We start from the raw sequence: 22818 nt of genomic DNA on the forward strand, positions 1-22818 counted from the left end.
CCCGGTCCACGAGGTAGGTGTGCCCGCAGCCGCCCTCCCAGAGCTGGGAACCGATGCTCCAGGTGAAGGGGAGGGGGGCCGCGGTCCGCCCCGGACCGGTGGAAGCGGGAGCGGGGGCGGAAGCCGTAAGGGTGGGGTGGCCGAGCAGGGCGGCGGCGAGGGCGAGCACGACGAGGGCGACGGCGGCGGTGAGGAGGAGGGGAGCGGGGGTGCCACGACGGGGGCGGGCGCGGGGCGCCTCCGGCGCGGCCGGATCCGCGGCGGTCGGGTCCGGGGCGGGGCCGGGACCCGGTTCCGGCGCGGACGGGTCCGGGTTCGATTCCGGCGCGGCCGACACGGCCGGCACAGGCGCGGGCGAGGCCGCTCGGCGGCGGGCGCGGTCCGCCTCCTTCCAAGCCGCCTCCAGGGCCCGCCGTTCCTCCTCGTCCGCCCCGCACAGCAGGGCGAGGCGGTCGACCACGGCGGACTCCTCCGGGACGGTCGCGCCCGAGCAGTAGCGATGGAGGGTGGACGCGCTGACGCTCAGCCGCCGGCCCAGCGCCTCGTAACTCCTCCCGTCCCGCGCCTTCAGCGCGCGCACGAGCCCCGCGAACTCCTCGACGGCGGCGTCCTTCGGCATTCCATCCCCCTCGACCCTGCGTCCCATCCTTCACGTCCTTGCACGTCAACGGGGGTGGAATGGTTCCGGGACGGCTGGTGGGCGCGTGATCGTTGCAGTCGGCAGGCGCCGGCCCCACGCTGGTTGAGCACTGGCCGAACGAACGACCCGACGGGGGATCCACCACCATGAACAAGCTCCGCACCGCACTCGCCACCGCAGCCGCTGCCGCACTGGGCCTCGCGGCCCTCGCCACAGCCCCGGCGCAGGCCGCTGCCCAGCCCGCCTTCCTCGCCGCCTCCCAGATGCCGCCGTCGTCGACGCCGTGGACCGCCACCCAGGTCTTCACCGGCGTCCCGGAGAACGGCGGCGTCCTCTGCGCCCCGTACAAGATCCCGGCGCAGAACACCCGCTACCGCGAGTTCGGCACCGAGCTCGACACCAACGCCGTCCAGGTCACCACCGTCGCCCGTACCGAGGCCGACGCCGTGAAGCTGGTCGACACCCTCCGCGGGGCCCTCGCCGGCTGCGGCCCCCTGCTGGAGCAGCAGAACCCGGGCCTGCAGGCCGTCAGCGCCTCCCACGGCAAGCTCGCCGTCGAGGAGGGCGCCTGGGTCTACAGCCTGGACACCGCCGACCCGCAGATCGGCATCTCCGACATCCACCTGTTCTCCGTCGGCCGTGACGGCCGCACCGTCACCCTCGTCCGCTGGGGCCAGATGGGCGACCTCGAGGACGCCCCGCTGACCGCCTTCCGCACCACGACGAAGACCGCCGTCAACAAGCTCCACTGACCCGAGAGCTCCCCCGAGGGCTGAGCACAGCTCGACAGCGGCGCGGCCGGAACCGGGGCGCGCCGCTAACGTGCCCACCTGCTCCACCGACGGCGACCACTTCCTGGCCTTCACCAGCATCGCCTGCACCCTCATCTGCTACCGCCGACTCGCCGAACGAGATGACTTCTGAGTGCGGTCAGGGCTGGAGTGGGTGGTTCTCGGCTGTAGTCAGAGTTCCGGCACTCGGGTGGGGTCGGGGCTGATGCGTTCGCCGTGTGCATCGAAGACGAGCAGGTTGCGTACGTCGATGAGGAGGGGGATGTGCTGGCCTCTTCGATGACGGGCGCCTGGTTCGTCGCGGATGACGAGTTCTCCGATGCCCTTGCGGGGAGGGGGCTGCGACGGAGGCTCTGTGGCGCCGAGGGGTGCGGGGTGGTGGCCGAAGAGGCCGATGCGGCGGCGGAGTTGCCGCAGGATGTCGGCGGCGCTTGTGCGGGTCGGGTGGTGGGGTGTGTGGTCGGAGAGCTGGGCCGGTACGTCGGCCCGTTGTCCGCCGAGTGAGAGGTGGAGCAGCGCTTCGTGGCCCTGGAACTCGGTGTGCTCGACAACCCCGGTCACGGCTCGTTCGAAAGCGGTGGCGTGTGTCTTGTCGGCTATGCGGATGGCTTCGGGACGCAGTCCGATGAGGAGCGGCTGCCCCTGGACGACGCGGAGCATCTGGTGGTCATGCGTGAGCGGGTAGGACAGGGTGATTTTCTGGGCCCCCACGTCGAGCGCCATGACGCCGTCGACGGGGGCGTACACCGTGCCGTGCAGCAGGTTGATCCTCGGTGTGCCGACGAACGAGGCGACGAAGGCGTTGGCGGGCAGCGCGTAGAGGGTACGGGGGGTGTCGACCTGCTGGAGGATCCCGTCGCGCATGACTGCCACCCGGTCGCCGAGCGCCATGGCTTCGGCCTGGTCGTGGGTGACGTAGACGGTCGTCGCACCGGTGCTGCGGGTGACCGCGAGCATTTCGGTGCGCAGGCGGGCACGCAGCCGGGCGTCGAGGCTGGAGAGTGGCTCGTCCATCAGGAAGACCGAGGGGCGCCGTACCACTGCGCGCCCCATGGCGACGCGCTGGCGCTCCCCACCGGAGAGCCGGCCGGGGATCTGGTTCAGGAGGTGGTCGATGCCCAGGGTCCGGGCGACGGACTGCACGTGCGCCGTCACCTGGCCGGAGTCCTGTTTCCGGACCGCGAGGGGAAAGCCGATGTTCTGCGCTGTGGTCATGTTGGGGTAGAGCGCGAAGCTCTGGAAGATCATCGCGATGTCTCGTTCGCTCGGCGGGAGATCGTTGGCGATCCTTCCGTCGAGGTGCAGCTCGCCCCCGCTGATGGTTTCCAGGCCGGCGATCATGCGCAGCAGGGTGGACTTGCCGCATCCGGACGGGCCGAGCAGGACGAGGAACTCCCCGTCCTGGACGGTCAGGGAGAGCCGGCGCACGCCCCTCTGTCCGTTGGGGTAGGTCTTGGTGAGGTTGCGCAGGGTGATGGTGCTGCCCACGGGTGCTCCTGGTGCGAGTCGCGCTTGGCGGGGGAAGAGAGGGGCCGGTCAGGGGGTGAGCTCGTCGGCGGCGATGTGGAGGCCGGCGGCGACCAGGGCGATGTTCTTGATGACGTACTGGCCTTCGAACGTGGGAACCGCCGCGGTGTGCCAGGAGGCGTCCGGCAGTACGAGCAGGGAGAGGAGGACTCCGGCCATGTGCAGGAAGAACGCTGCCAGGGCCCAGCGGAGCAGGAAGCCGGTCAGGAGCGCGAGCCCGATGCTCGTCTCCAGGACCGCGAGCAGGAGCAGGCAGACCGGTGCGGGGATGAGTCCCCTGGTCAATTCGGTCATGGCGCTGATGGCGAAGTCCTCGGCCGCACTCGCGCCGGGGAAGAACTTCAGGGCGCCGAACCAGCAGAAGATCAGGCCGATGCAGAGGCGCAGGACGATGGGGCTGATTCGCGTGTAGCGGTGGGCGTGGCCCGCCGCACGGCTTTCCAGGGTCTGCCGCAAGCCCAGCGCCGGGGCGGGTGCCCGGTCGTCGGGGGCAGGGCTTTCGGCGGGGTGGCGGTGGTGGGAGGTGCTGGTCATCGACAATCTCCTCCGCTGGAGACGATCACGGGTGCTGGCTGCTGGGCTCGTGACTGCGGTGGTTGTCCGCCGGCCCGGGCCCTTGCTTCTTCGTACGGGGAAGGGCCCCGCGGAGGGCAGCGCCTCCTGCGGGGCCCCGGTCAGCTGGCTGTCAGCTGAAGTTGACGTCGCTGCACAGGAAGTACTTCTGGTCCATGTGCGATGCCTTCCAGACGGTCACCACGACATGGCGTCCGCTGTAGCCGGAGGTGCTGACATCCGTGACGTAGTGCGGCTGGTAGGGGTACCTGCCGGTCCTCTTCACCAGCTCGAGGTCGTCCCACCCGATCAGCTGGTACTCCGGGTTGAAGCCCTGTTTGGTGACGTAGACCTCGAGCCAGTCCGCGCCGTGCCGTGCCTCGTCGTAGAGGTCGACGGTGAAGTCGGAGCCGATGTCGGTCATCTTCCACGGTCCGGGGCGGTCGAGGGGACGGTAGTTCGTCTCACCCTGGCCGCCGGCGCTGCAGATCTGGCCGTTGGGGATGACCTGCTTGTAGTTGTCGCCGGTGTTGTTGGCGTAGACGGCCTTCCACGCGCCGATGGCGTTCGCGTTCTCGTGGTAGGTCCGGTAGCACATCGGGTCCTGGGACTCGTCGGGCTCGGTGTAGCCCCAGCGCTGCAGGCAGCCGTAGTTGCGGGTCTCGGGGGTGATGACGGTGCCGTGTGCGGAGGCCGTCGGTGCCTGGATGACGCCCAGGAGGGCGGTGGCCAGTACGGCGGAGCTCAGCGCGACGGCGCGGGACAGCGTTGCGGGTATGCGGTTCATGGTCCTCTTCCTCCGTGTGTGTGGAGATCACGGGCCGGTCCCGACCAGTGATTTAGGTGCACATGACAGCTTGTGATGCGGTCAGGCGTTGTTCAGGTGGGTGCTCACCTCCTCTCGCCGGCGCGCGAGCCGGTTCAGCAGAGCGGTCAGGGACCACTGGCCGGGGCCGAGGGCGGCGATGAGCAGGAAGGCCCAGCAGAACAGCGCGGCGCTCTCGCCACCGTTCTCGATGGGGAACAGCCCGTCGCCCTGGTGGTTGACGAAGTAGGCGTAGGCCATGGACCCGGAGCACAGAAGTGCTGCCGTGCGCGTGCTCAGTCCGATCAGCACGAGTGTTCCGCCGATCAGCTGGATCACTGCGGCCCACCAGCTGGGCCACTCCCCGGTGCTGGGCATCTCGCCGTGCGGGCCGCCCAGGATGTTGAACAGGGTGGCGGCTCCGTGGCAGGCGAAGAGCAGGCCGGTCACGATGCGGAAGAGGCTCAGGACGGGCCCTTCGAACCTGGCTGTTGGCATGTGCCTCATGCCTTTCTGCGCGGGAGGAGGGGTTGGGTTGCTGCTGGGCCCGGTCGCGGGTGGCCCGCTGCGGTGGTGGCCACCCGCGATCAAGTGGCTAGGCGGTGAGGCTGAACTTCTGGCTGGCCCAGGTGCTGCAGTCCCACAGGTGGAGGCGGGCCCCGTTGGCAGTGCTCTGGCCCTCGACATCGAGGCAGCGGCCGGACTTGAGGTTCTTCAGGGTGCCGTTGGCCTGGAAGGCCCACTTCTGGCTGTCCCAGCCGCCGCAGTCCCACAGGTGCGCCTTGGTGCCGTTGGCGGTGTAACCGCCTTCGACGTCCAGGCACTTGCCGCCGGACTTGAGCTGCTGGCCGTCCAGCGTCCACGTCATCGAGGCTGTGTTGGCGCAGGTCCACTGCTGGATCGGGGTGCCATTGGCCGTACCGGCTGCGGCGCGGTCGATGCACTTGGTGCTGCCGCCGTTGACGATCCGGTCGGAGTCCGTGCTGGGTTCGGGGTCAGGGGTGGGGTTGCCGCCGGCGCCCCAGGCGTTCCAGTTGTCCCAGGTCTCCGCGTCGAAGCCGAGGCGGCCGGGCTGGTCCGCTCCCCAGTTGGTGCCGGACTTGTTGATGACGGTGCCGCCGACGGTGTAGTTCTCGAGCTTGAGGCCCTTGCTCTGGGTCGTCTCGTTGCCCAGGGTGACCTTCTGGCCGGCGGTATTGGTGTAGCGCTTGAGGAGGCTGACCTGGCTGCCCGGGTCGAGGCCGTTCCAGCTGTCGATCTTCAGGTTCTTGACGTGGATGTTCTCGGTGCCGGAGAGCGCGAAGACGCGGATCGCGCAGTTGGTCCGGCCTTCGACGGTGATGTTCTCGAAGGTCATGTTCTGGACCTTCGTGTTGGGGTCGGCCTTGGTGGTGGACCCCATGTCCTCCCAGTGGGAGGAGGAGTTGAGGATGCAGGTGTTGTACTTGACGTCCTTCCAGTACATCCGGTTGTGGATGACGTGGGTGTTGGTCACCCGGACGTTGTCGATGTTGCGGGGGGTCCAGCCCCACTGGATGACGGGGCCGTTCTCGTTTTTCCAGATGACGGTGTTATCGATGTTGACGTCGCTGTGGTACATCTTCAGGACGTCGTCGTTGGCGTTGAAGAACGTGTTCTTCATGGTGCTGCCGCGGTAGAGCTCGATGCCGTCGGTCTGCCAGTACCAGGAGCCGACCTGCTTGTAGTTGTCGACGCGCATCTGGAAGGTCTGCTCGTTGCCGTAGACGACGAACGAGTGGTAGGGCGGTTCGTTGATCGTCACGCCCTGTAGATCGAGGTACTGCTGGGCGTCGGCGGACTGGAACTGGAGCATCTTCACGCAGGAGGCGTGACAGTTCGACGCCCCGCTGAGGTGGTCGTAGTTGTTGTTGGTGTCCGCCTCGTAGACGTACTGCTCACCGGAGAGGACCCCGTACCCGGTCACCTTGTACAGGCCCTGGGTGTCGTGGAAGAAGCGGAAGGCGCCCTTCACGTACGCGCCGGGTGCGAGGTAGACCCACTTGACGTTGGCCGGGAGCACCGCGTGGTACTTCGAGCCCATGGTGTACGTGCCCGGGCGGAAGTAGATGATGTCCTGGCTGATGTTGTTCAGGTTGGTGACCTGGCCGGGCTCGGGGTAGTGGATGCTCCCCGACGCGGCGGTGGGGATCAGCCGCTCCTTCTCCGCGCCGGTCGGCGTCGGCTCGGCGAAGATCATCATCGAGTTGCGGGGCTCGGTGTGGATGGCCCGGTTGTTGCCGCCGCCGGTGGTGGTCAGCTTGCCGGCGTCGCCGGCCGGTCCGGACATGTCGTTGTAGGCCGTGTACAGCTGCGGGTCGAACTCGACCGAGAAGCGGTACCCCTTCGAGCTGTAGGGCACCTTGACCCGGACGGTCTTGCTGTTGACCAGCTCCTTGTCGAAGTTCAAACTGCTCGGCTTGATCCTGACCTGGTCGGCCGAGGAGATGCTCTGGTCGGTGCGCAGTGACACGTCGACCCACACGTCAGCCGTGTACTGGAACGACGACCAGCTCATGGTGAGGTTCGCCGAGGCGGCGAACTCCGCGCCGTCCTCCTTGGTGTAGCCGATCTTTCCCTTGCCGCTGCGGGGGATGCTCATGTACGCGAACGAGTCGTACTTCGTGGTCGGCGCCGCGGCCGTGGCGACCTTCACGTCGTAGAAGGAGGACCGCCGCACCTTGTCACCGCCCACCGGGCTGCTCGTGTTGAACTCGTGGTTGTCGTGCCACCAGGTCTGCAGCTGCTCGCTGTTCGCGGTCTCTCCCGCCGCTCCCGCCGCTCCCGCTGCGGGTGCCGCGAGTACCGCGGCCGCGGGGACGAGCTGCCCGGTCGGAGCGGGCGCGGCCGAGGCCAGGGTGCTGGCGGGTACGACGGCTCCGGCGAGCGCCAGTGCCAGGCCGGCGGCGATGGCCGCCAGTGGGTTGAGCCGTCGCAGTCTTCCTGCGGGCATGATGATGTCCTCTCTTCGATGAGTCGGGGCATGGCCCCCAGGGCGCCCGCCCGGGGGCGGGCACGGACACCGCCGGCACAGCTGGAACAGCTGTGTAGCGGAGTCATCGGTGCATGCGGTCGCCCGTTGCCGGGGCTGACCGGGGTGCGGCACTCGTCCTGGTCGGCGGTTTGTCTCTCTTCGGGGGAGCCGGCTGACGCAGTCCACGCGGGGATCATTCGCAGGGCCAGGAGCACAGGACACCGGTCCTGCGAGCACAGCGAACCGGTCCTGCCCGCCCCGAGGGGTGAGGGGCTGCAGATGTGGCGGCGACCTGTGACCCAACAGGCCCTGGCTCCGCCCCGGTTGCCGGTTAACTTCCCGTCATTTCTTCCCCGTGTCAATGAAATGAACAGGATTCTTCGACCTATGAGACCAGCGTGTGCATAACAAGAAGTACAAAAGACGCAAAGCGACTACGAGCGTCCGGTTGGAGTGGGCCATCACGGTTGCGTAACGCGATGTTTTCTTCCTTGACGCACTTAAAGGCTGCGGGACACACTCCCGTCATAAGCAGCGACGCCGACTTCCACAGGTCGACGGCGTCCCAGCCGCAGGAGGCACGATGACGATCTCTGCAACGCTTGGCAGTACCGGCCCCGCGCATACGGGGAGCCCTCGCCACCCGCATCGGGTTCGATGGCTCTGAACCCGATGTAACGGCCCTGACAGACCACTACCTGGAGGCACCGCGTGATGAGTCCGTCCAAGATCCGGTTCTCGGAGCTTGTCAGTGAGCAGACCAGGGCGGAGATCTTCGCGACCGTGCTCACCGCAGGACCCATCTCGCGCACCCAGCTCGCCCAGCGCCTGGGCCTGGTGCCCTCCTCCGTCACCCGCATGCTGCCGCCGCTGCTCGAGCATGACTACCTGCGTGAGAGCGACCCGGTTGCCCAGGGGCGGGGCAGGCCGCAGAAGATGCTGCACGTCAATCCCGACAAGCACGTGGTCGTCGGCATGAAGATCGCCCCTGGACGGGTCTTTGGCGTCGTCACCGACATGGCGGCCAACGTCCTGGCCCGGGACGAGGAGCCCCTGGCCGACCGCACCCCCCAGACCGCCCTGTCCGCTGCCGCCTCCCTGACCGGCAGGCTCCTCGCAGAGGCGCCCGAAGCGGCGGACAGGGTGCTCGGCCTCGGTGTCGGGGTCAGCGGCCACGTCGATTCGGCAGCCGGGATCTGCCGCTACTCGGCCCTGCTCGACTGGAACAAGGTCGACGTGGCCGGGCCCCTGCGGGAAGCGACCGGGCTGTCGGTGGTCGTCAACAACGACGTCAACACCCTGGTCGTCGCCGAACGATGGTTCGGCGAAGGCCGCGACATCGACTCCTTCGCCGTGGTCACCGTCGGCCCCGGCATCGGCTGCGGCCTGCTCCTGGACGGTGCCCTGTTCTCCGGCGCCACCGGACTCGCGGGCGAACTCGGCCACCTGCCCCTGGACCCCTCCGGGCCCATGTGCAGCTGCGGCCGACGCGGCTGCCTCGAAGCCCTGGCGGGCGACCGCGCCATCCTGCGTCACCTCGCAGACGGCGGATTTCCCTGCGACACGATCACCGACGCCATCGAGCTCGCGCGAGGCGACGCCGGGGCCGCCCGCACCGTGGCCCGATCCGCCTTCGCCGAAGCCGGCACCGCCCTCGGCAGAGGCGTGGCCGGCATGTGCAACCTGCTCAACCTGCAGAAGATCATCATCGCCGGCGAAGGCGCGGTCGCCTACGACCTGTTCGGCCCGCACATGAGCAGGGCGATGGAAGCCCAGGCGTTCTCCACCGCGGCCACCGACTGCGACATCCACGTCGACCCCGCCCGCCACGACCTCTGGGCCCGGGGCGCCGCCTGCCTCGTCATCCGCGACACCGTGGGCGCGGCCATCTCCTGACCCACGGCGCCCGCCGATGCTGCGGCAACCCACCACCCGCAAAGTCACTAAAAGTAACCATGCGAACACTATGAGGTTTGACGTGCCCGAAATCGAAGCCAAGCCCGCCGACGCCTGGTGGAGCGAAGCGGTGGTGTACCAGATCTACCCCCGCAGCTTCGCAGACTCGAACGCGGACGGCATCGGCGACCTGCAAGGCATCATCGAACGGCTCGACTACCTGGCCCAGCTCGGCATCGACGTCCTGTGGCTGTCCCCTGTCTACCCGTCCCCGCACGACGACAACGGATACGACATCAGCGACTACCAGGACATCGACCCGCTCTTCGGAACCCTCGCCGACTTCGACCGGCTCCTGGCCGCCGTCCACGAGCGCGGCATGAAGCTCGTCATGGACCTGGTCGTCAACCACACCTCCGACGAACACCCCTGGTTCACCGCCTCCCGCAACGAAGGCCCGCAGGGCAGCAAGCGGGACTGGTACATCTGGCGCCCTGCCCGCGAAGGCATGGAGCCGGGCACCCCGGGTGCGGAACCCAACAACTGGGGCTCCTTCTTCTCCGGCCCCACCTGGACCTACGACGAGAAGAGCGGCGAGTACTACCTGCACTTGTTCTCCCGCAAGCAGCCGGACCTCAACTGGGAGAACCCCACCGTGCGCCAGGCGGTCCACGCCCTGATGCGCTGGTGGCTCGACCGGGGCGTCGACGGCTTCCGCATGGATGTCATCAACCTCATCTCCAAGACCCCTGGCCTTCCCGACGGCATCGTGCACGAGGGTGCCTTGCACGGGGACGGCAGCCCCCACTACATCTGCGGCCCCCGCATCCACGAGTACCTGGCGGAGATGCACCGTGAGGTCTTCGAAGGCCACCCTCGCCGCCTGCTGACCGTCGGCGAAATGCCCGGGGTCACTGTCGGGGACGCCAAGCTGTTCACCGACCCCGCCCGCCGCGAGGTCGACATGGTGTTCCAGTTCGAACACGTGGGACTCGACCAGGGCCCCGGCGGCAAGTTCGACGTCCGCCCGCTGAAGCTGACCGACCTCAAGGCCAGCCTCGGCCGCTGGCAGACCGGTCTGGGCGAGACAGGCTGGAACAGCCTCTACTGGAACAACCACGACCAGCCCCGCGTCGTCTCCCGCTTCGGTGACGACAGCCCCGCCCACCGCGACCGCTCCGCGAAGCTCCTCGCCACCGTGCTCCACCTGCACCGCGGAACCCCTTACGTGTACCAGGGCGAAGAGCTCGCCATGGCCAACACCCGTTTCGCCTCTATCGATGACTTCCGCGACATCGAGTCCCTCAACTACCACCGCGAGCAGACCGCCCACGGTGTCGACGAGGAACAGGTCCTGGCCGGACTCCGGCACCGCAGCCGGGACAACGCCCGCACCCCCATGCAGTGGGACACCACCCAGCACGCCGGCTTCACCACCGGCACCCCCTGGATCCAGGTGAACCCCGACCACACCCGCGTCAACGCCAAGGCCCAGCTCGCCGACCCGGACTCGGTCTTCCACTACTACCGCCGCCTGATCGCCCTGCGGCACACCGAACCCGTCCTCACCCACGGCGACTTCCACATGCTGCACCCCGACCACGAGCGGCTCTACGCCTTCACCCGCCACCACGCGGCATCCGGCACCGAACTGCTGGTCCTCGCCAACTTCAGCGGAGCCGACCTCACCGTCGACCTGCCCGACGGCTGGGAGCACAGCGAAACCCTCATCGCCAACGTCCCGGCCACCACACCTCTCACGGCCCCGCACACCCTGCAGCCCTGGGAAGCCCGAGTCCACCGCCGCACCACCTGACCAGCCCCACCTGAACACCCGTACCGCCTCCCCCCGCACCGCCCTGACCCTGCACACCCAAGGAATCCTCATGACGAACATGCGCTTCCGTGCTCCGCGCCGCACCACCCGGCGAGCCCTGCTCGCCGTGTCCGCGCTGGCACTCGTGGCACCGCTGACCGCCTGCGGCGGCGGATCGGACACCGCCGAGGGAGACGGCAGGACTCTGCGCCTGTGGCACTACGAGCAGGAGGACGGCGCCCTGAGCAACGCCTGGGACTCGGCCATCGCGGAGTTCAAGAAGACCCACCCCGACGTGAAGGTCGTCTTCGAACGCAAGACGTTCGAGCAGATACAGCAGAACGCCGGCATGATCCTGAACTCCGACAAGGCGCCCGACGTCATGGAGTACAACAAGGGCAATGCCACCACCGGACTGCTCGCCAAGCAGGGCCTGCTCACCGACCTGACCTCCGTCGCGAAGGAACGCGGCTGGGACAAGAAGATCAGCGAGAGCGCGTCCGTCACCGCCCGCTACGACGCCAACGGTGAAATGGGCGGCGACAAGTGGTACGGCGTCCCCAACTACGGCGAGTTCGTCCTGGCGTACTACAACGACGACCTCTTCAAGAAGCACCACATCACCAAGCCCACCGACCTCCAGAGCTTCGAGGCGGCCCTGGCCGACTTCAAGGCCGCCGGGATTACCCCGCTCGCCAACGCCGGCAACGACCACCCCGCCGGCCACTGGCTCTACCTCCTGGCCCTGGCCAAGGCCAATGACGCCTGGGTCGACGACTACCAGCTCTACAAGGGCAAGGTCGACTTCCACGGCCCGGAGTGGACCTACGCGGTCGAAACGTACAAGGACTGGCTCGACAAGGGCTACTTCGAGAAGAAGGACGTCGGCCTCAAGGGCAGCGACATGACCGAGCAGTTCGTCTCGCAGAAGCGCCCGATCATGGTCGGCGGCAACTGGTGGTTCGGCGGCCTGACCACGGACATCACCGACTTCTCCTGGTCCACCGCCGCCTACCCCGGCAGCAGGAAGACCCTCGGCTCCGGCGGCAACCACTGGGTCGTGCCCACCAAGGCGAAGAACAAGAAGCTCGCCGAGGACTTCATCGACATCACCATGTCGGACAGGATCCAGAAGATCCTCGGGGAAGAGGGCAACGTCCCGCTCGCCGTGAAGCCGGACTCCATCGAGAACCCCAAGTCCCGCGAGCTCATCACCGCGTTCAACACCTACCAGGACGGCAAGGGGCTCGCCTTCTACCCGGACTGGCCGGCACCCGGCTACTACGACACCTGGATGGGCGCCACCCAGAACCTCATGAACGGCGGCAAGCCCCACGCCGTCCTCGACGAGCTCCAGGCCCCCTACGAGAAGTACACCGCCACCCGGCGCTGAGACCGACCCGCCCGTCAGTCCCTTCTTCCCGGGGACGGCGGCCCGCCCGCACAGGGCCGCCGTCCCGCCCGTCTTGGAGCAACAGTGAAAACCACACGTCACCCGCGGCCCACGGGATACGCCGTCTTCCTCGCCCCCGGCCTGCTGCTCAGCCTGCTCTTCCTCGTCGTCCCGCTGGTGATGACCTTCTACTACAGCCTCACCCAATGGCAGGGCGTCGGAGAGCCCACCTGGATCGGCTTCGACAACTACACCCGCCTGTTCAGCGACGCCGACTTCTGGGCCTCGTTCCGCAACATCGCCTTCGTCATCGTCGGCATCGCCGTCGTCCCCACCCTGCTCGGGCTCTTCCTCGCCGCTCTGCTGTTCGACTACATCGGCAAGAAGCACGGAGACGGGTTCGTCAGCCTCTTCCGCTCGGGCCTCTACCTGCCCCAGGTCATCCCCGTCGCCGTCACCGGGCTGATGTGGGGCTGGATCCTGGCCCCCGAAGGCGCCGTCAACAGCGTCCTCGAAAAGATCGGCCTGAACTCCCTCGCCCAGAACTGGCTCGGAGACCCCGACCTTGCCCTGTGGATGGTCCTCGCCGTCCTTGTCTGGATGCAGCTCGGCTACCCGCTGGTGCTGTTCCTGTCCGGGCTCCAGCGCATCGACCCCGAACTGTACGAAGCCGCCTCCCTCGACGGCGCCACCTGGTGGCAGCGCTTCACCCGGATCACCGTGCCCATCCTGCGGCCCGAGGTCTACGTCGTCCTTGTCACCACCACCATCGCCGGCCTGAAGGTCTTCGCCCAGATCTTCGTCCTCACCGGCGGCGGCCCCGGCAACTCGACCCTCGTCCCCGCCTACTTCGCCTACCAGAACTTCTTCGAGCGCGCCGACGTCGGATACGGCTCCGCGATCTCCAGCACGATCACCCTGCTCGTGCTGATCATCGCCGGAACGATGCTCACCCGCCAGGCCCGCGAGGACGGATGACCATGACCACGCACACCACTTCCACGGCACCCCCCGGCCACCGGCGCAAAGCGGTCAAGGCGGAAGCGGGTGAAGCCAAGGCCACGGGCAACCGCCGCAGCCCCGGCTCCTACGCCGTCCTGGGCGCCGTCGCCGTGTTCGTCCTCGCGTTCCTGGCACCCTTCATCGTCATCCTGCTCAACTCCTTCAAAACCAGCGCGGACTTCCGCAGCAACGGGTCGCTGTCTCTTCCCGCCCAGTGGAACTGGAGCATCATCGCTGAGGTCTGGGACCGCGTCGGCTTCACCCAGAAACTCCTCAACAGCATCCAGATCAGCCTCGGCGTCGTCCTCATCGCCGTCCTGCTCGCGCTCTTCAACGCCTACGCCATCGGCATCGGCCGCATCCGCTGGCGCACCCCCTTCCTCATCTTCTTCCTCGGCGTCAACGTCCTGCCGCAAGAGGGCCTCGTCTACCCCATCTACTACCTCTTCAAGGAGATGGGCCTCTACGACGGGAAACTCGGCTACACCATCCTGGTCGGCATCACCTACAGCGCCTTCGGCACCTACCTGCTCTCCTCCGTCTTCGCAGGCTTCCCCCGCGAACTCATCGAAGCAGCCTCCATGGACGGAGCCGGCCGCTGGACCATCCTGTGGCGCATCGTCCTGCCCATGAGCTGGCCCACCCTCTCGGTGATGTGCGTCTTCTTCTTCGTCTGGAGCTGGAACGAGTTCCTCTACCCACTCGTCCTCCTCATCTCCAACGACAACCAGACCGTCCCCCTCGGCCTGTCCGTCATGCAAGGCCAATACACCAGCGACCCCACCGCCATGAGCGCCGCAGCCCTCCTCGGCATCGTCCCCATGGTCGTCTTCTTCCTCATATTCCAGCGCTCCCTCACCCGCGGCATGACCGCCGGAGCCGTCAAGTAGCCCACCCGCAACACCCCGAAGCCACCCCGGATCCGGCACGCACTGCCCCGCCGCCGGATCCGGGGTACACCCACGCCTGCGGAGGGGCCCGCACCGCACGGCTCGAGCCGGTGACTCACGTCGAATCTCCTCTCCCGAAGAAGGGGGGCTGGCCATGACGCTCGTTTGACGCTCCGGACGCCCGCAGACGGTAGATCGGGTCGCTGAACAGGCTCTGAACTGAGCTTTTCCGGTCCTGCTGGAGCCGGCATCCTTTCGATGGCTCATCACGTGAAGAGCGCGGTGCACGGAAGCCGTCGCTCCTGGTTCACAGTCCCAGAAAAGTCCCGGGGACTCCGTCACACCCCGCCTCGACTCGCATGTGTCCAGGTCAGAGAGGGTGTGACGGTGCCATTTTTGCCGGCTTTCAGATGTCCCGGAAGTGAGGTGGGCGGTGGTGACGTGGCAGCCGGGCTCAGAGACCACCCAACCCCGGCGACGCGTCCACGATGACCTCCGGCTCTACCGGGCGGGCTTCGGGCGGTCGTACCGGAGGTGCGGGGGGCGGGCCGAGGACGTGGTCGGCCGGCAAGACATCCAGCCTGCCCGTGGCGCGCGACCTCGCATACGAGGCGGGGCGCGCGGGTGGGCTCCGAGCGGCCGGGCTCGGACGGCCCGTCGCCCACGCCCTCACCGTCCGCGGTGAACGGCCCGCACGGCTCGTCGGCCGACACGGCCGAGATCGCAGTCCGGCCCGCAGGGGTCACCTCTCCGTAAACGGCGCGGGCGAACTTGTACCGCTGCGTGCGAAGGCGTACCGCCAGGAGAAGCGGTGGGTAGGCCAGCAGGGGCAGATACGCGTGGCACAGCACCGCGACGATGATCCCCGCCACGGCGAAGACGCGGAACCTCCGGACCGTCCGCGCGAAGCCGTGCAGGGCTGCGTAGCAGGCGCGCAGCACGGGATGGTCGCCGAACACGCCGAGTGGGGCGGTCGCGTCGCGGAGCAGGCCGTCCGCGACGAGCTGTTCGCGCACCGCCTGCACGGGGGGCGCGGTGGGGTACACAGTGAGCCGGCCAGCGTGCTCCGTCGTCCCCCTCGGTCTGCTGCTCCCAGGTGTCGCGTACGGCGGCCTCGACGTCGTCCCGGGGCTCGCCGGAGAGCGTGGCCGTGATCCGGTACGGCGTCCGCCGTTCCACCGCGGCCCGGCCCTCCGGGTGCATCCGCACCAGGACGGTCTCGGCCACCCGCGAGCCCTCGCCGCACAGGTAGGCCAGTTCGTACAGGTCGAGCCGGTTCTCCACCGGCCTCACCGACCCGCTCAGGCCACGTACGGCCCGGTGAGCGGCGCTCAACCGCCGTTCAGGACCGACGAGCAGCGCGAACGCTGCGAGGGTGAGCAGGACAACCACCCCGTTTCCCATCCACGTGCCCGCCGTTCCCCCTTCCCATGGCCGCGACCCCGGCCCCCGCCCACGTTCGTCCGGCCGAGGAGGGCATGCCCGGCGGGCGGCCGCGGAAGTCCTCGTTCCGGCACCGCACCCGAAACCGCCGCGCCCCGAGGCCCTGCGGAAAGGTGGCGCAGGCTTCCGGGAACGCCCGATCCCCGTCATCCTGGACGCCGGTCAAGAAACGCGACACCCGAATTGACGCCGGTACCCCACGACACCCGGCTCTCGACTCGGAGGATGAATCCGCGTGCGATCCCTCCTGCGCATCGCCCTGCTCGCTCTCGTCGTCCTGCCGGCCGGTCTGCTCACGGCCACCCCGGGCGCGGCGGTCCCGAACTTCAAGGCCCCCTACCCCTGCGGTCAGCAGTGGACCTACAGCCACCACTCGGCCGAGGTCCGCCTCGCCCTCGACTTCGTCCGGACCGACGGCGGAGCCACGGCGGGCGCCCCCATTGCTGGTCTCGGCGGCCGGTACCGCCTACCGCTACGCGCAGCCCAGGGGCGCGGGCAACTACATCGCCGTCGACCACGGCGACCGTCCGACGCTGTTATGCCCGAGGTGTGGGTGATCGACGATGTGTCGATTCCCAAGTGCGGGCGGGCGTCGGCCGGGGTGGCCCGCCAGTACTGCGGAGCCCTTGGCAAGCGGGGGAACGGCCAGGTCGCGGTCAGTGTCCACGCAGCGACCGATGCTGCGTCGTGTCCACTGGACTGGCAGTTGTATCTGCCCCGGGGTGGACGGACGAGCCGGGCCGCTGCCATCGGGCAGGCATCCCCGACGAGATCGTCCATCAGGAGAAATGGCGGCTCGCGCTCGGTCTGCTGGACAACGTGACCGGTTGGGGACTGACCGCACCGGTTGTGGTCGCCGACGCGGGCTACGGCGTCAGCACCCCCTTCCGGCACGGCCTTCAGGAACCGGGCCTGCCCTACGTGCTCGCACTGACCGGGAAGGAAGTCGCGCACCAGCTCGACATCGACCCGCACCAGCCGGGTTGTGGAGGACCGGGCCCGCCGACCCTTCCTCGCTACCGGACGGCGCCGCGCGCTCTTTCCCTCCACACGGTTGATGCCGCTGCCGCCGGCCACTTCACCGAGGTGAGCCGGCGGCAGGGCAGCAAGGGGCCGATGACCTCACGGTTCGCCGTCCTGACCTTGAGGCCGGCGCGCAAGCAGTCTTTGGCAGGCGCCCAGGCGGCGGGCGGCGGACGCAACCAGTGGGACGGTGTCCTGCCCACTTCCGCCCTCCTGGTGGAATGGCCCGCCGGGGGAGAGGCGCCGACGGGCTATTAAATATCGAACCTGCCGCCCGAAACGCACATCGCGACCTAAGCTACGTCGATGGTCACCATGACCTCATCGTAGGCACCAACCGTGTCCTCAGAGACGCCAGACCTGACGAAGCACTACCAGTCGGTCGATCAGACACTTCGTCGGCCGACTGCCAGTCAGTCAGCGGGCAGGCCGAACCAGCGGACGAGTACGGGTCGTGCGTCGTCGGAGGCTTCCTCGGGCCCGCGGGCATAGCGCGCGAGCAGGGCCAGATAGTCGTCATGGAACGCGTCCAGCTCCTCCTTCGTGAGGTGGACGAGGCCGCGTGAACCCCGCATCCAGCCTTCAGACTCCGCCTGTCCGGCGGTGAACTGCCGGGCGAGCTCGACGTCCTCCTCCATCCTCATCCGGTCCAGCTCGGCCGACATGGCGCGCTCGGCTTCCGTCAGCTCGCCCTGCGGCGGTCTGCGGATGTCGAGGCCGCGCACGCCGCGCCACCAGCGCTCACGCCCGGTGGAGCGCTCGGGGATGTCTTCGATGAGGCCACTGCGCTCCAGCATGCGCAGGTGGTAGCTCAGCGTCCCTGTGTTCTCGCCGAGGGCGGCGGCCAGCGTGGTTGAGGTGGCCGGGCCCGCCGCGCCGAGGTGGCGCAGGATGCGCAGGCGCAGGGGGTGCGAGAGGGCCTTGAGCACCTCGGGGCTGTTGACCGTGCGCCGCTCTGAGGCCTCCGCTCTCCGCTCTTTCGTCATGGCGGCAGTCTATCCGGATGGCAGCTATTTATCTGCAGACCTTTCTCTGCAGAGAATCCTCTGCAATACTGGGGCGTATGACGCCGAACCGAGTGACCTTGAATCGCGCAGTCCGCCGCTTCACAAGTGCTGCCGTGGGGGCGCTGCTTGCCGGACTCGCTCTGGGCGCCGCACCCACGTATGGAGCTGAAAGGGCCGCGGATCTGCCCCAGTTCGACTTCTCCGCCTGCCCGACCGTCGATGAGCTGCCCACGGGTGCGGACCCCGGGACCTGGCGCTGCGAGGTCATGCACGCCACGGGGCATCTGCGCATGGGCGCCGTCGACGAGCCGCTCACCGAACCTATGGAGATCACCTTTGCGGAAGGCCGTGTGGACGGTGAGTTCCGCCAGGTCTTCGGGGAGATGACCGCTGCGTCAATCCGAGTGGGAGGCACCATGTTGACTTTGACTCCGCAGTACGGCGGCTACTCGGACTTCCTGTCCGACGACACCCGGCGCGGCGAGTTCGACATCAAGTTCGTCATAGGCTCGGCGCACGGGCTGCTGGCCCTGCCGTGGTCGGGCTGCTCGGTGGGCAGCGATGAGGACGCCCTCCACCTGGTGCTCAAGGACACCGATCCCACCAGGGTGATATCCAAGGACCCCCTGGTCGCCGCCTTCGGTGCCCAGGACGCGGAGTTCGCCGCCCCGGGCACCAGTGGCTGCGGCCCTCTTGGCCGCGCGCTCGACCGGGCCCTGGGCCTGCCATCCGCGGCGGGAGGGAACGCCTTCGACATGGATGTCACGGTATCCATCCGGCCCTACATGTAGACCGGTTTCAGCTGAGTGATCGGCGAGACCTGGAAGCTCGAGGGCGTGATCGTCTCCCAGCGCGTCCTCGGACTGCGACCGGGACTACAGCATCACCACCGAGCAGGCGGGCGGGGAGATCGCCAACGCCCACGCCACCCAGTGCTGGGGGCGCTACCCGGGACCTGCCGACCCGCCCCGACGACGTCACCGCCCGCGAGATCGTGCGCCGGCGGCTGCACTCGGAGCGCCGCTCGGACTTCGACGTCACGGTCTACCTCACCAGCTTCCACCTGGACCGCCTCGCCCTCCAGCGCTCCACCGAGTGGATCGAGGAGGAACCGCAGAGCCTTGCGGACGACCAGCCGGAGATCCTGACCGCCAAGCCGCGCACCTGCGGCACCGGCACAGAGTTCACGATCCTGCGCTTCTCCAGGAGCTGGCCGGACGCTCTCCGTACCGGCCCCGCCCGTCGCACGTCGGCGGCCGGGGCCGGGCGGTTTCCGCCCGGTCAGCCGAGACCAGGCGACCGGCCCTTCCCGGAGGTCACCGTGCCCCTCACCCGCCGCACCTCTCATGGACGCTGTCGGCGTACGCCTGAACGTGCCCAACCCGTACAGGTGAACGTGCTCAGTTGGTGATGGCTGACCACGGGCTCTCGTCAGTCCGCTGTAGACGGTCGACGGCACCGGGCGGCCAGGCCGCTTCTCATGCCATCGTGATGACAGCCTTGCCCGCAGCGTGGCCGTTCTCGACGGAGGCGAGTGCGGTCAGGGCGTCGGAGAGCGGATGGACCGCAGTGATCACGGGTGCGAGAACTCCGTCGAGGGCCAGCCTGGCGGACCGCTCCAGACTTTCCCGGTCGAGGCGCCGCTCGACGAAACGCCCACCGAGATCGGACACGGACATATCACCCACGGCAATGACGTTGCGGGGATCTCGGGCCAGTGGAGCGACCGTCCGCAGCGAGGTGCCTCCGACCAGGTCGACGATCCCGTCGAAGCCGTCCGGAACCAGCTCGCGTGCCGCGGTGCCGACGTCCCCGGCGGTGTAGTCGATGAACCGCACCCCGATGGCCTCGGCCTGCTCGCGCTTGGCGGTACTCCCGGTGCCGATCACACGCAACTCGCGCCCGATGGCCAACCGGGCGACGACGAGGCCGACCCCACCCCCGACCCCGTTGACCAGGACCGTGGCACCGGCCGGGAGGCCGAGCTGGTCGAGCACGTCCACCGCGGTCGTCCCGGTCACGGGCAGTGTTGCCGCCACGGTCGCGGACAGGCCCGCAGGGATGCGCGCAGTGTTCGGCGCGGACAGCACCGTCGTCTCGGCGTAGGTGCCGCCACCAGTGAGTGCGAAGCCGAAGACCGCGTCACCCACATCAAGCCCGTCGACGTCCTCGCCCCGGGCGAGAACCGTTCCCGCTGCCTCCATCCCCAGCACAAGGGGAAACGGGCGCCCGCCGTCGAGCCCGGGGACCAGGCCCGAGCGCAGCATGTGGTCGAGGGGATTCACGCCGGCCACATCGACCCGGATCAGAACCTCACCGCGACCGGGGACGGGATCGGGACGATCGAAGAACTCCTGCACCTCGGGCCCGCCATACCTGCCGAAACCCCACGCCTGCCCCATCTTCTGCCGCCTCCCATGTGACCGACCCGGTGACTCCGGGCTCTGCAGTCATCCTCACCTCTCACATCGATGTCAGGGGCAAGTGACTGAGACGCAGGTCACAGCATCAGGCCGACCGTACCGTCGGCTCCGGGGCCGTGGACAGCTCCGCCCGATGCCGGCTGTTGGCCCTGATCAGCACGTCGAGTGCATCTCGGGTCTCGATCAGGTGCGCGACGTCGGCGTCGATCCGGTCGCGCTCGCGCATCATCGCCGTGAACGTCTCCTCGGCGACCGCCAGGTCACCCGGGACGTCCACACACGGCAGCACAGTCGCGATCACCCTGCTGGACATACCGGCGTCGAACAACTGTCGGATGAGTGACACGCGCTGGACTGCAGCATCGGGATAGTGACGCTGCCCCGCGTCGGAGCGTGAGCTGGTCAGCAGGCCCTGCTCTTCGTAGTACCGCAGTGAGCGCGGACTCGCGCCCGTGCGCGTGGACAACTCCCCGATCCGCATTCCTGGGAGCCTACGCCCGCGTGCTCCCGGTGCAGACGCCGGCGAGTCATGGATGCCCACGGACGCCGCTACAACCACAGGGCTGTCGCCCCGGCCCCACAACTGAGCACGTCCATATGTACGCGCCTGAGCACTCTCCTCGGCACGCCGACACCTGGTGCCGGTTCCCGCGGTCGTGCGCGGACTGCCAGGCGTGGATGCCCTCCGGCCAGTACGGTTCCCGCTGCTCCCCTGCCAGCACTGACATGGCCCGGACCGGCCCGGACCTCAAGACCAAGAGCTCCTACGTGACCGGCGCCTCCTCTTCCAGGACCCCGACCTTCACCGCGACGGTGATCCGACGCACGATCATGACCCGCGACCTGGACCTCGCCCGCGGCACCCTCGCCATTCACCGTGACCTGCTACCGGACACTGTCCATCTGGAGGAACTCAGCCATCGGATCACCGCCGGCTGGCTGGACTACCCGCCGTCGCCGGCCCGCCTCGACCAATCCCCACCTGCTCGTTAGCCAGCGATCAGCGCTCGACTTCGACCACCCCCCGTCGGGAAGACCCTGCTGCGCAGCGATGTGCCCCAAGGGCTGACTCTGGCCGGCCTGCGCCAGGACCGCATCCTCAACGAGGCGGTCGAGACCGCCGACCCGCTGAGATCGATGCGCCTGTACGGCAGCAAGGAGGCCACAGCCATGCCCTACGTCACCGCTGTTCACCCCGAGCGGACGGCCAGACCGGGTCCGGCACCGAGCGCGCACCGGTGACCCCATGTACGAGGCGCCCGAGCTGAAGAGCGTCAAGAAGCTCGACGAGACCCGCTACCGCCTCGGCCTTCCCAACACCTTCGTCCTTGGCTGACCGCTCCTCGGCTCTTGATCGGCGCCCACGAGGACCACCTGAGCAGACGTGACGTGCGGCGACCGGCACCCCATGTGGCGCCCCGCCCACGCCAGCACCATCGAGTCCGCTGGACCGGTCCCGGACATCGGCGGGCATGACCGCCGCCGCTGAAGCAGACCCACCTTGGCTGATCCGTGGACGCCGTCCTGGTCACCCGAGCAGGACGGCGCGAGCAGGCTTCACGCACCCGGCAGCGCTGTCAGAACTGCCCGCAGCACCGATCCTTGTGCGCGATCGTCGACCTGCGGACGTGATCGTTCCCGACACGCCTCAACGAGAGGTTGTGTGGCTGAGTGACGAGGTGGGGCGGTCGGGCGCGTGCGGGTCGTATTCGGAGACGCGCTGGGCTGCGTACCAACCGAGGGCGCGGACCATCGCCTTGTGGAGCGTCGGTGGGACCAGCGGGTCGAGGGTGTGCCAGGCGTGGTCGACGAGTTCGCGGGCTTCGGTGAGGCAGACATCGAGGGCGCCGTTGTGCATGAGCAGGTGGGACGCCTCGATGGCGCCGGCGTCGGTATGTGCGTTCAGAGCCGTCCGGAGGCATCGGCGGTCGGTCTCGTCGAGGAGGCCGGTGGCGTGGGCGACGGGGTAGGTGACGGTGCCGGTGGCGAGGTCTTCCGCGGGGGAGCGGACGGTGATCCCCTGTCGGTATTCGTCGGGGCTGACCTGACCGTACAGGTCGATGACGTCGTCGCTGATCTGGTAGGCGATGCCGACGTCCTCGAAGTACCGCGAGATAGCGGCGAGTTGTGGTTCGTCGGCGCCGGCGAGGATGGCGGTGATCCCCGCGAGGACCAGGTCGAACTGCGCCTGCTCCCGGAAGGACACGCGGAAGGTTCCGTCCTCTTCGCGGCGCAGCGCAGCCAGATCGCCCACAGTGATGTCGAGTCCCCCGTCCGCCTCGGTCACCGGCTGCCGCAGTAGCCGGTCGGGCAGCAGCGGGCCCTGTGCCAGAGCCTCGGACAGTGCGGTCCGCACCCGCGGATCCATGGCCTGGCCCCCCTCGAGCGCCTGGCGGACCACCCGTAGAGCGGTCGGCGTGATCCACGTGCCGTAGTTCAGGCCCGCGGGACTGTGGTGCGTGACGCACAGGCAGTAGCCGGGGCCGGTGGCCGGGTCCTGCGCGTCGTGATGACGCAGGATGCTGAGCGTCCAGGTGTGCTCCTGGCCATCCTCATCACGCAGGTGCCCGGTCAAGTATCAGATTTCGACACCGGCGGACGGGTGAGGAGCGCCGAAG

The 22818-nt window shown here is 68.5% G+C and carries 20 protein-coding genes and 2 pseudogenes; 12 read left to right on the forward strand and 10 right to left on the reverse strand.

What is annotated here, in order from left to right; genetic code table 11:
- On the reverse strand, window positions 1–646 hold a 646-nt coding region (locus ABZ371_RS06745), incomplete at its 3' end, for a helix-turn-helix transcriptional regulator (protein WP_358674508.1).
- 140 nt (window positions 647–786) lie between these two features.
- Between ABZ371_RS06745 and ABZ371_RS06750 the strand changes: the two genes are divergently transcribed.
- A complete protein-coding gene (locus ABZ371_RS06750; RefSeq protein WP_358674511.1) occupies window positions 787–1392 on the forward strand; it encodes a hypothetical protein in 606 nt (201 codons plus the stop codon).
- A 210-nt stretch (window positions 1393–1602) separates the two neighbouring features.
- On the opposite strand, the gene ABZ371_RS06755 is transcribed toward ABZ371_RS06750, so the two are convergent.
- The 5 genes from ABZ371_RS06755 to ABZ371_RS06775 all read right to left on the reverse strand — a co-directional run bounded on the left by ABZ371_RS06755 (window position 1603) and on the right by ABZ371_RS06775 (window position 7286).
- Window positions 1603–2919, reverse strand: a complete 1317-nt coding sequence (locus ABZ371_RS06755) for an ABC transporter ATP-binding protein (protein ID WP_358674513.1) — start codon at window positions 2917–2919, stop codon at window positions 1603–1605.
- Window positions 2920–2967: 48 nt separating this feature from the next.
- Window positions 2968–3492 (reverse strand): DoxX family protein, encoded by a 525-nt coding sequence (locus tag ABZ371_RS06760; RefSeq protein WP_358674516.1) that lies wholly within the window; start codon window positions 3490–3492, stop codon window positions 2968–2970.
- Between the two features lie 151 nt (window positions 3493–3643).
- Window positions 3644–4297, reverse strand: coding sequence for a lytic polysaccharide monooxygenase auxiliary activity family 9 protein (locus tag ABZ371_RS06765; protein ID WP_358674519.1), 654 nt, complete (start codon window positions 4295–4297; stop codon window positions 3644–3646).
- 81 nt (window positions 4298–4378) lie between these two features.
- Window positions 4379–4813 (reverse strand): DoxX family protein, encoded by a 435-nt coding sequence (locus ABZ371_RS06770; protein ID WP_358674522.1) that lies wholly within the window; start codon window positions 4811–4813, stop codon window positions 4379–4381.
- Between the two features lie 97 nt (window positions 4814–4910).
- Complete coding sequence (locus ABZ371_RS06775) at window positions 4911–7286, reverse strand: family 49 glycosyl hydrolase (protein ID WP_358674524.1); 2376 nt, start codon at window positions 7284–7286, stop codon at window positions 4911–4913.
- A 735-nt stretch (window positions 7287–8021) separates the two neighbouring features.
- On the opposite strand from ABZ371_RS06775, the gene ABZ371_RS06780 reads away from it, so the two are divergent.
- From ABZ371_RS06780 to ABZ371_RS06810, 7 genes and pseudogenes are all read left to right on the forward strand, one after another.
- Complete coding sequence (locus ABZ371_RS06780) at window positions 8022–9203, forward strand: ROK family protein (protein ID WP_358674527.1); 1182 nt, start codon at window positions 8022–8024, stop codon at window positions 9201–9203.
- 82 nt (window positions 9204–9285) lie between these two features.
- Window positions 9286–11019, forward strand: a complete 1734-nt coding sequence (locus ABZ371_RS06785) for an alpha-glucosidase (protein WP_358674530.1) — start codon at window positions 9286–9288, stop codon at window positions 11017–11019.
- 70 nt (window positions 11020–11089) lie between these two features.
- Window positions 11090–12412, forward strand: a complete 1323-nt coding sequence (locus ABZ371_RS06790) for an extracellular solute-binding protein (RefSeq protein WP_358674533.1) — start codon at window positions 11090–11092, stop codon at window positions 12410–12412.
- An 84-nt stretch (window positions 12413–12496) separates the two neighbouring features.
- On the forward strand, window positions 12497–13390 hold the full coding sequence (locus ABZ371_RS06795) for a sugar ABC transporter permease (RefSeq protein ID WP_219568418.1): 894 nt from the start codon (window positions 12497–12499) through the stop codon (window positions 13388–13390).
- A 2-nt stretch (window positions 13391–13392) separates the two neighbouring features.
- Window positions 13393–14304, forward strand: a complete 912-nt coding sequence (locus ABZ371_RS06800; protein ID WP_358674537.1) for a carbohydrate ABC transporter permease — start codon at window positions 13393–13395, stop codon at window positions 14302–14304.
- Between the two features lie 1702 nt (window positions 14305–16006).
- Window positions 16007–16268: pseudogene (locus tag ABZ371_RS06805) on the forward strand (M23 family peptidase); the annotation flags it as partial.
- A gap of 17 nt (window positions 16269–16285) precedes the next feature.
- Window positions 16286–17028: pseudogene (locus tag ABZ371_RS06810) on the forward strand (IS701 family transposase).
- Window positions 17029–17183: 155 nt separating this feature from the next.
- Here the strand turns inward: ABZ371_RS06810 and ABZ371_RS06815 are convergent.
- The gene (locus tag ABZ371_RS06815; protein ID WP_358674541.1) at window positions 17184–17756 is read right to left on the reverse strand and encodes a helix-turn-helix domain-containing protein; all 573 of its coding nucleotides are present in this window, start codon (window positions 17754–17756) and stop codon (window positions 17184–17186) included.
- 134 nt (window positions 17757–17890) lie between these two features.
- On the opposite strand from ABZ371_RS06815, the gene ABZ371_RS06820 reads away from it, so the two are divergent.
- Together ABZ371_RS06820 and ABZ371_RS06825 are read left to right on the forward strand one after the other, a co-directional pair.
- Window positions 17891–18568, forward strand: a complete 678-nt coding sequence (locus tag ABZ371_RS06820) for a hypothetical protein (protein ID WP_358674544.1) — start codon at window positions 17891–17893, stop codon at window positions 18566–18568.
- A gap of 203 nt (window positions 18569–18771) precedes the next feature.
- Window positions 18772–19188 carry a hypothetical protein gene (locus tag ABZ371_RS06825; protein ID WP_358674547.1) on the forward strand — a complete coding sequence of 139 codons (417 nt, stop codon included), beginning with the start codon at window positions 18772–18774 and terminating at the stop codon, window positions 19186–19188.
- Window positions 19189–19255: 67 nt separating this feature from the next.
- Here the strand turns inward: ABZ371_RS06825 and ABZ371_RS06830 are convergent, their stop codons facing one another.
- Both ABZ371_RS06830 and ABZ371_RS06835 read right to left on the reverse strand, forming a co-directional pair.
- Window positions 19256–20179 carry an NADP-dependent oxidoreductase gene (locus tag ABZ371_RS06830; RefSeq protein WP_358674549.1) on the reverse strand — a complete coding sequence of 308 codons (924 nt, stop codon included), beginning with the start codon at window positions 20177–20179 and terminating at the stop codon, window positions 19256–19258.
- A 106-nt stretch (window positions 20180–20285) separates the two neighbouring features.
- Complete coding sequence (locus ABZ371_RS06835; protein WP_358674552.1) at window positions 20286–20681, reverse strand: MerR family transcriptional regulator; 396 nt, start codon at window positions 20679–20681, stop codon at window positions 20286–20288.
- A 245-nt stretch (window positions 20682–20926) separates the two neighbouring features.
- Here ABZ371_RS06835 and ABZ371_RS06840 point away from each other — a divergent pair, with 245 nt between their 5' ends.
- Complete coding sequence (locus ABZ371_RS06840) at window positions 20927–21193, forward strand: hypothetical protein (RefSeq protein ID WP_358674554.1); 267 nt, start codon at window positions 20927–20929, stop codon at window positions 21191–21193.
- Between the two features lie 60 nt (window positions 21194–21253).
- A complete protein-coding gene (locus ABZ371_RS06845) occupies window positions 21254–21442 on the forward strand; it encodes a hypothetical protein (protein ID WP_358674557.1) in 189 nt (62 codons plus the stop codon).
- A 406-nt stretch (window positions 21443–21848) separates the two neighbouring features.
- On the opposite strand, the gene ABZ371_RS06850 is transcribed toward ABZ371_RS06845, so the two are convergent.
- Window positions 21849–22775, reverse strand: a complete 927-nt coding sequence (locus ABZ371_RS06850) for a polyprenyl synthetase family protein (protein WP_358674558.1) — start codon at window positions 22773–22775, stop codon at window positions 21849–21851.
- Window positions 22776–22818: the final 43 nt, after the last annotated feature.

The organism is Streptomyces sp. NPDC005899, assembly GCF_040629645.1.
In the GTDB taxonomy this organism is placed as follows: Bacteria; Actinomycetota; Actinomycetes; order Streptomycetales; family Streptomycetaceae; genus Streptomyces.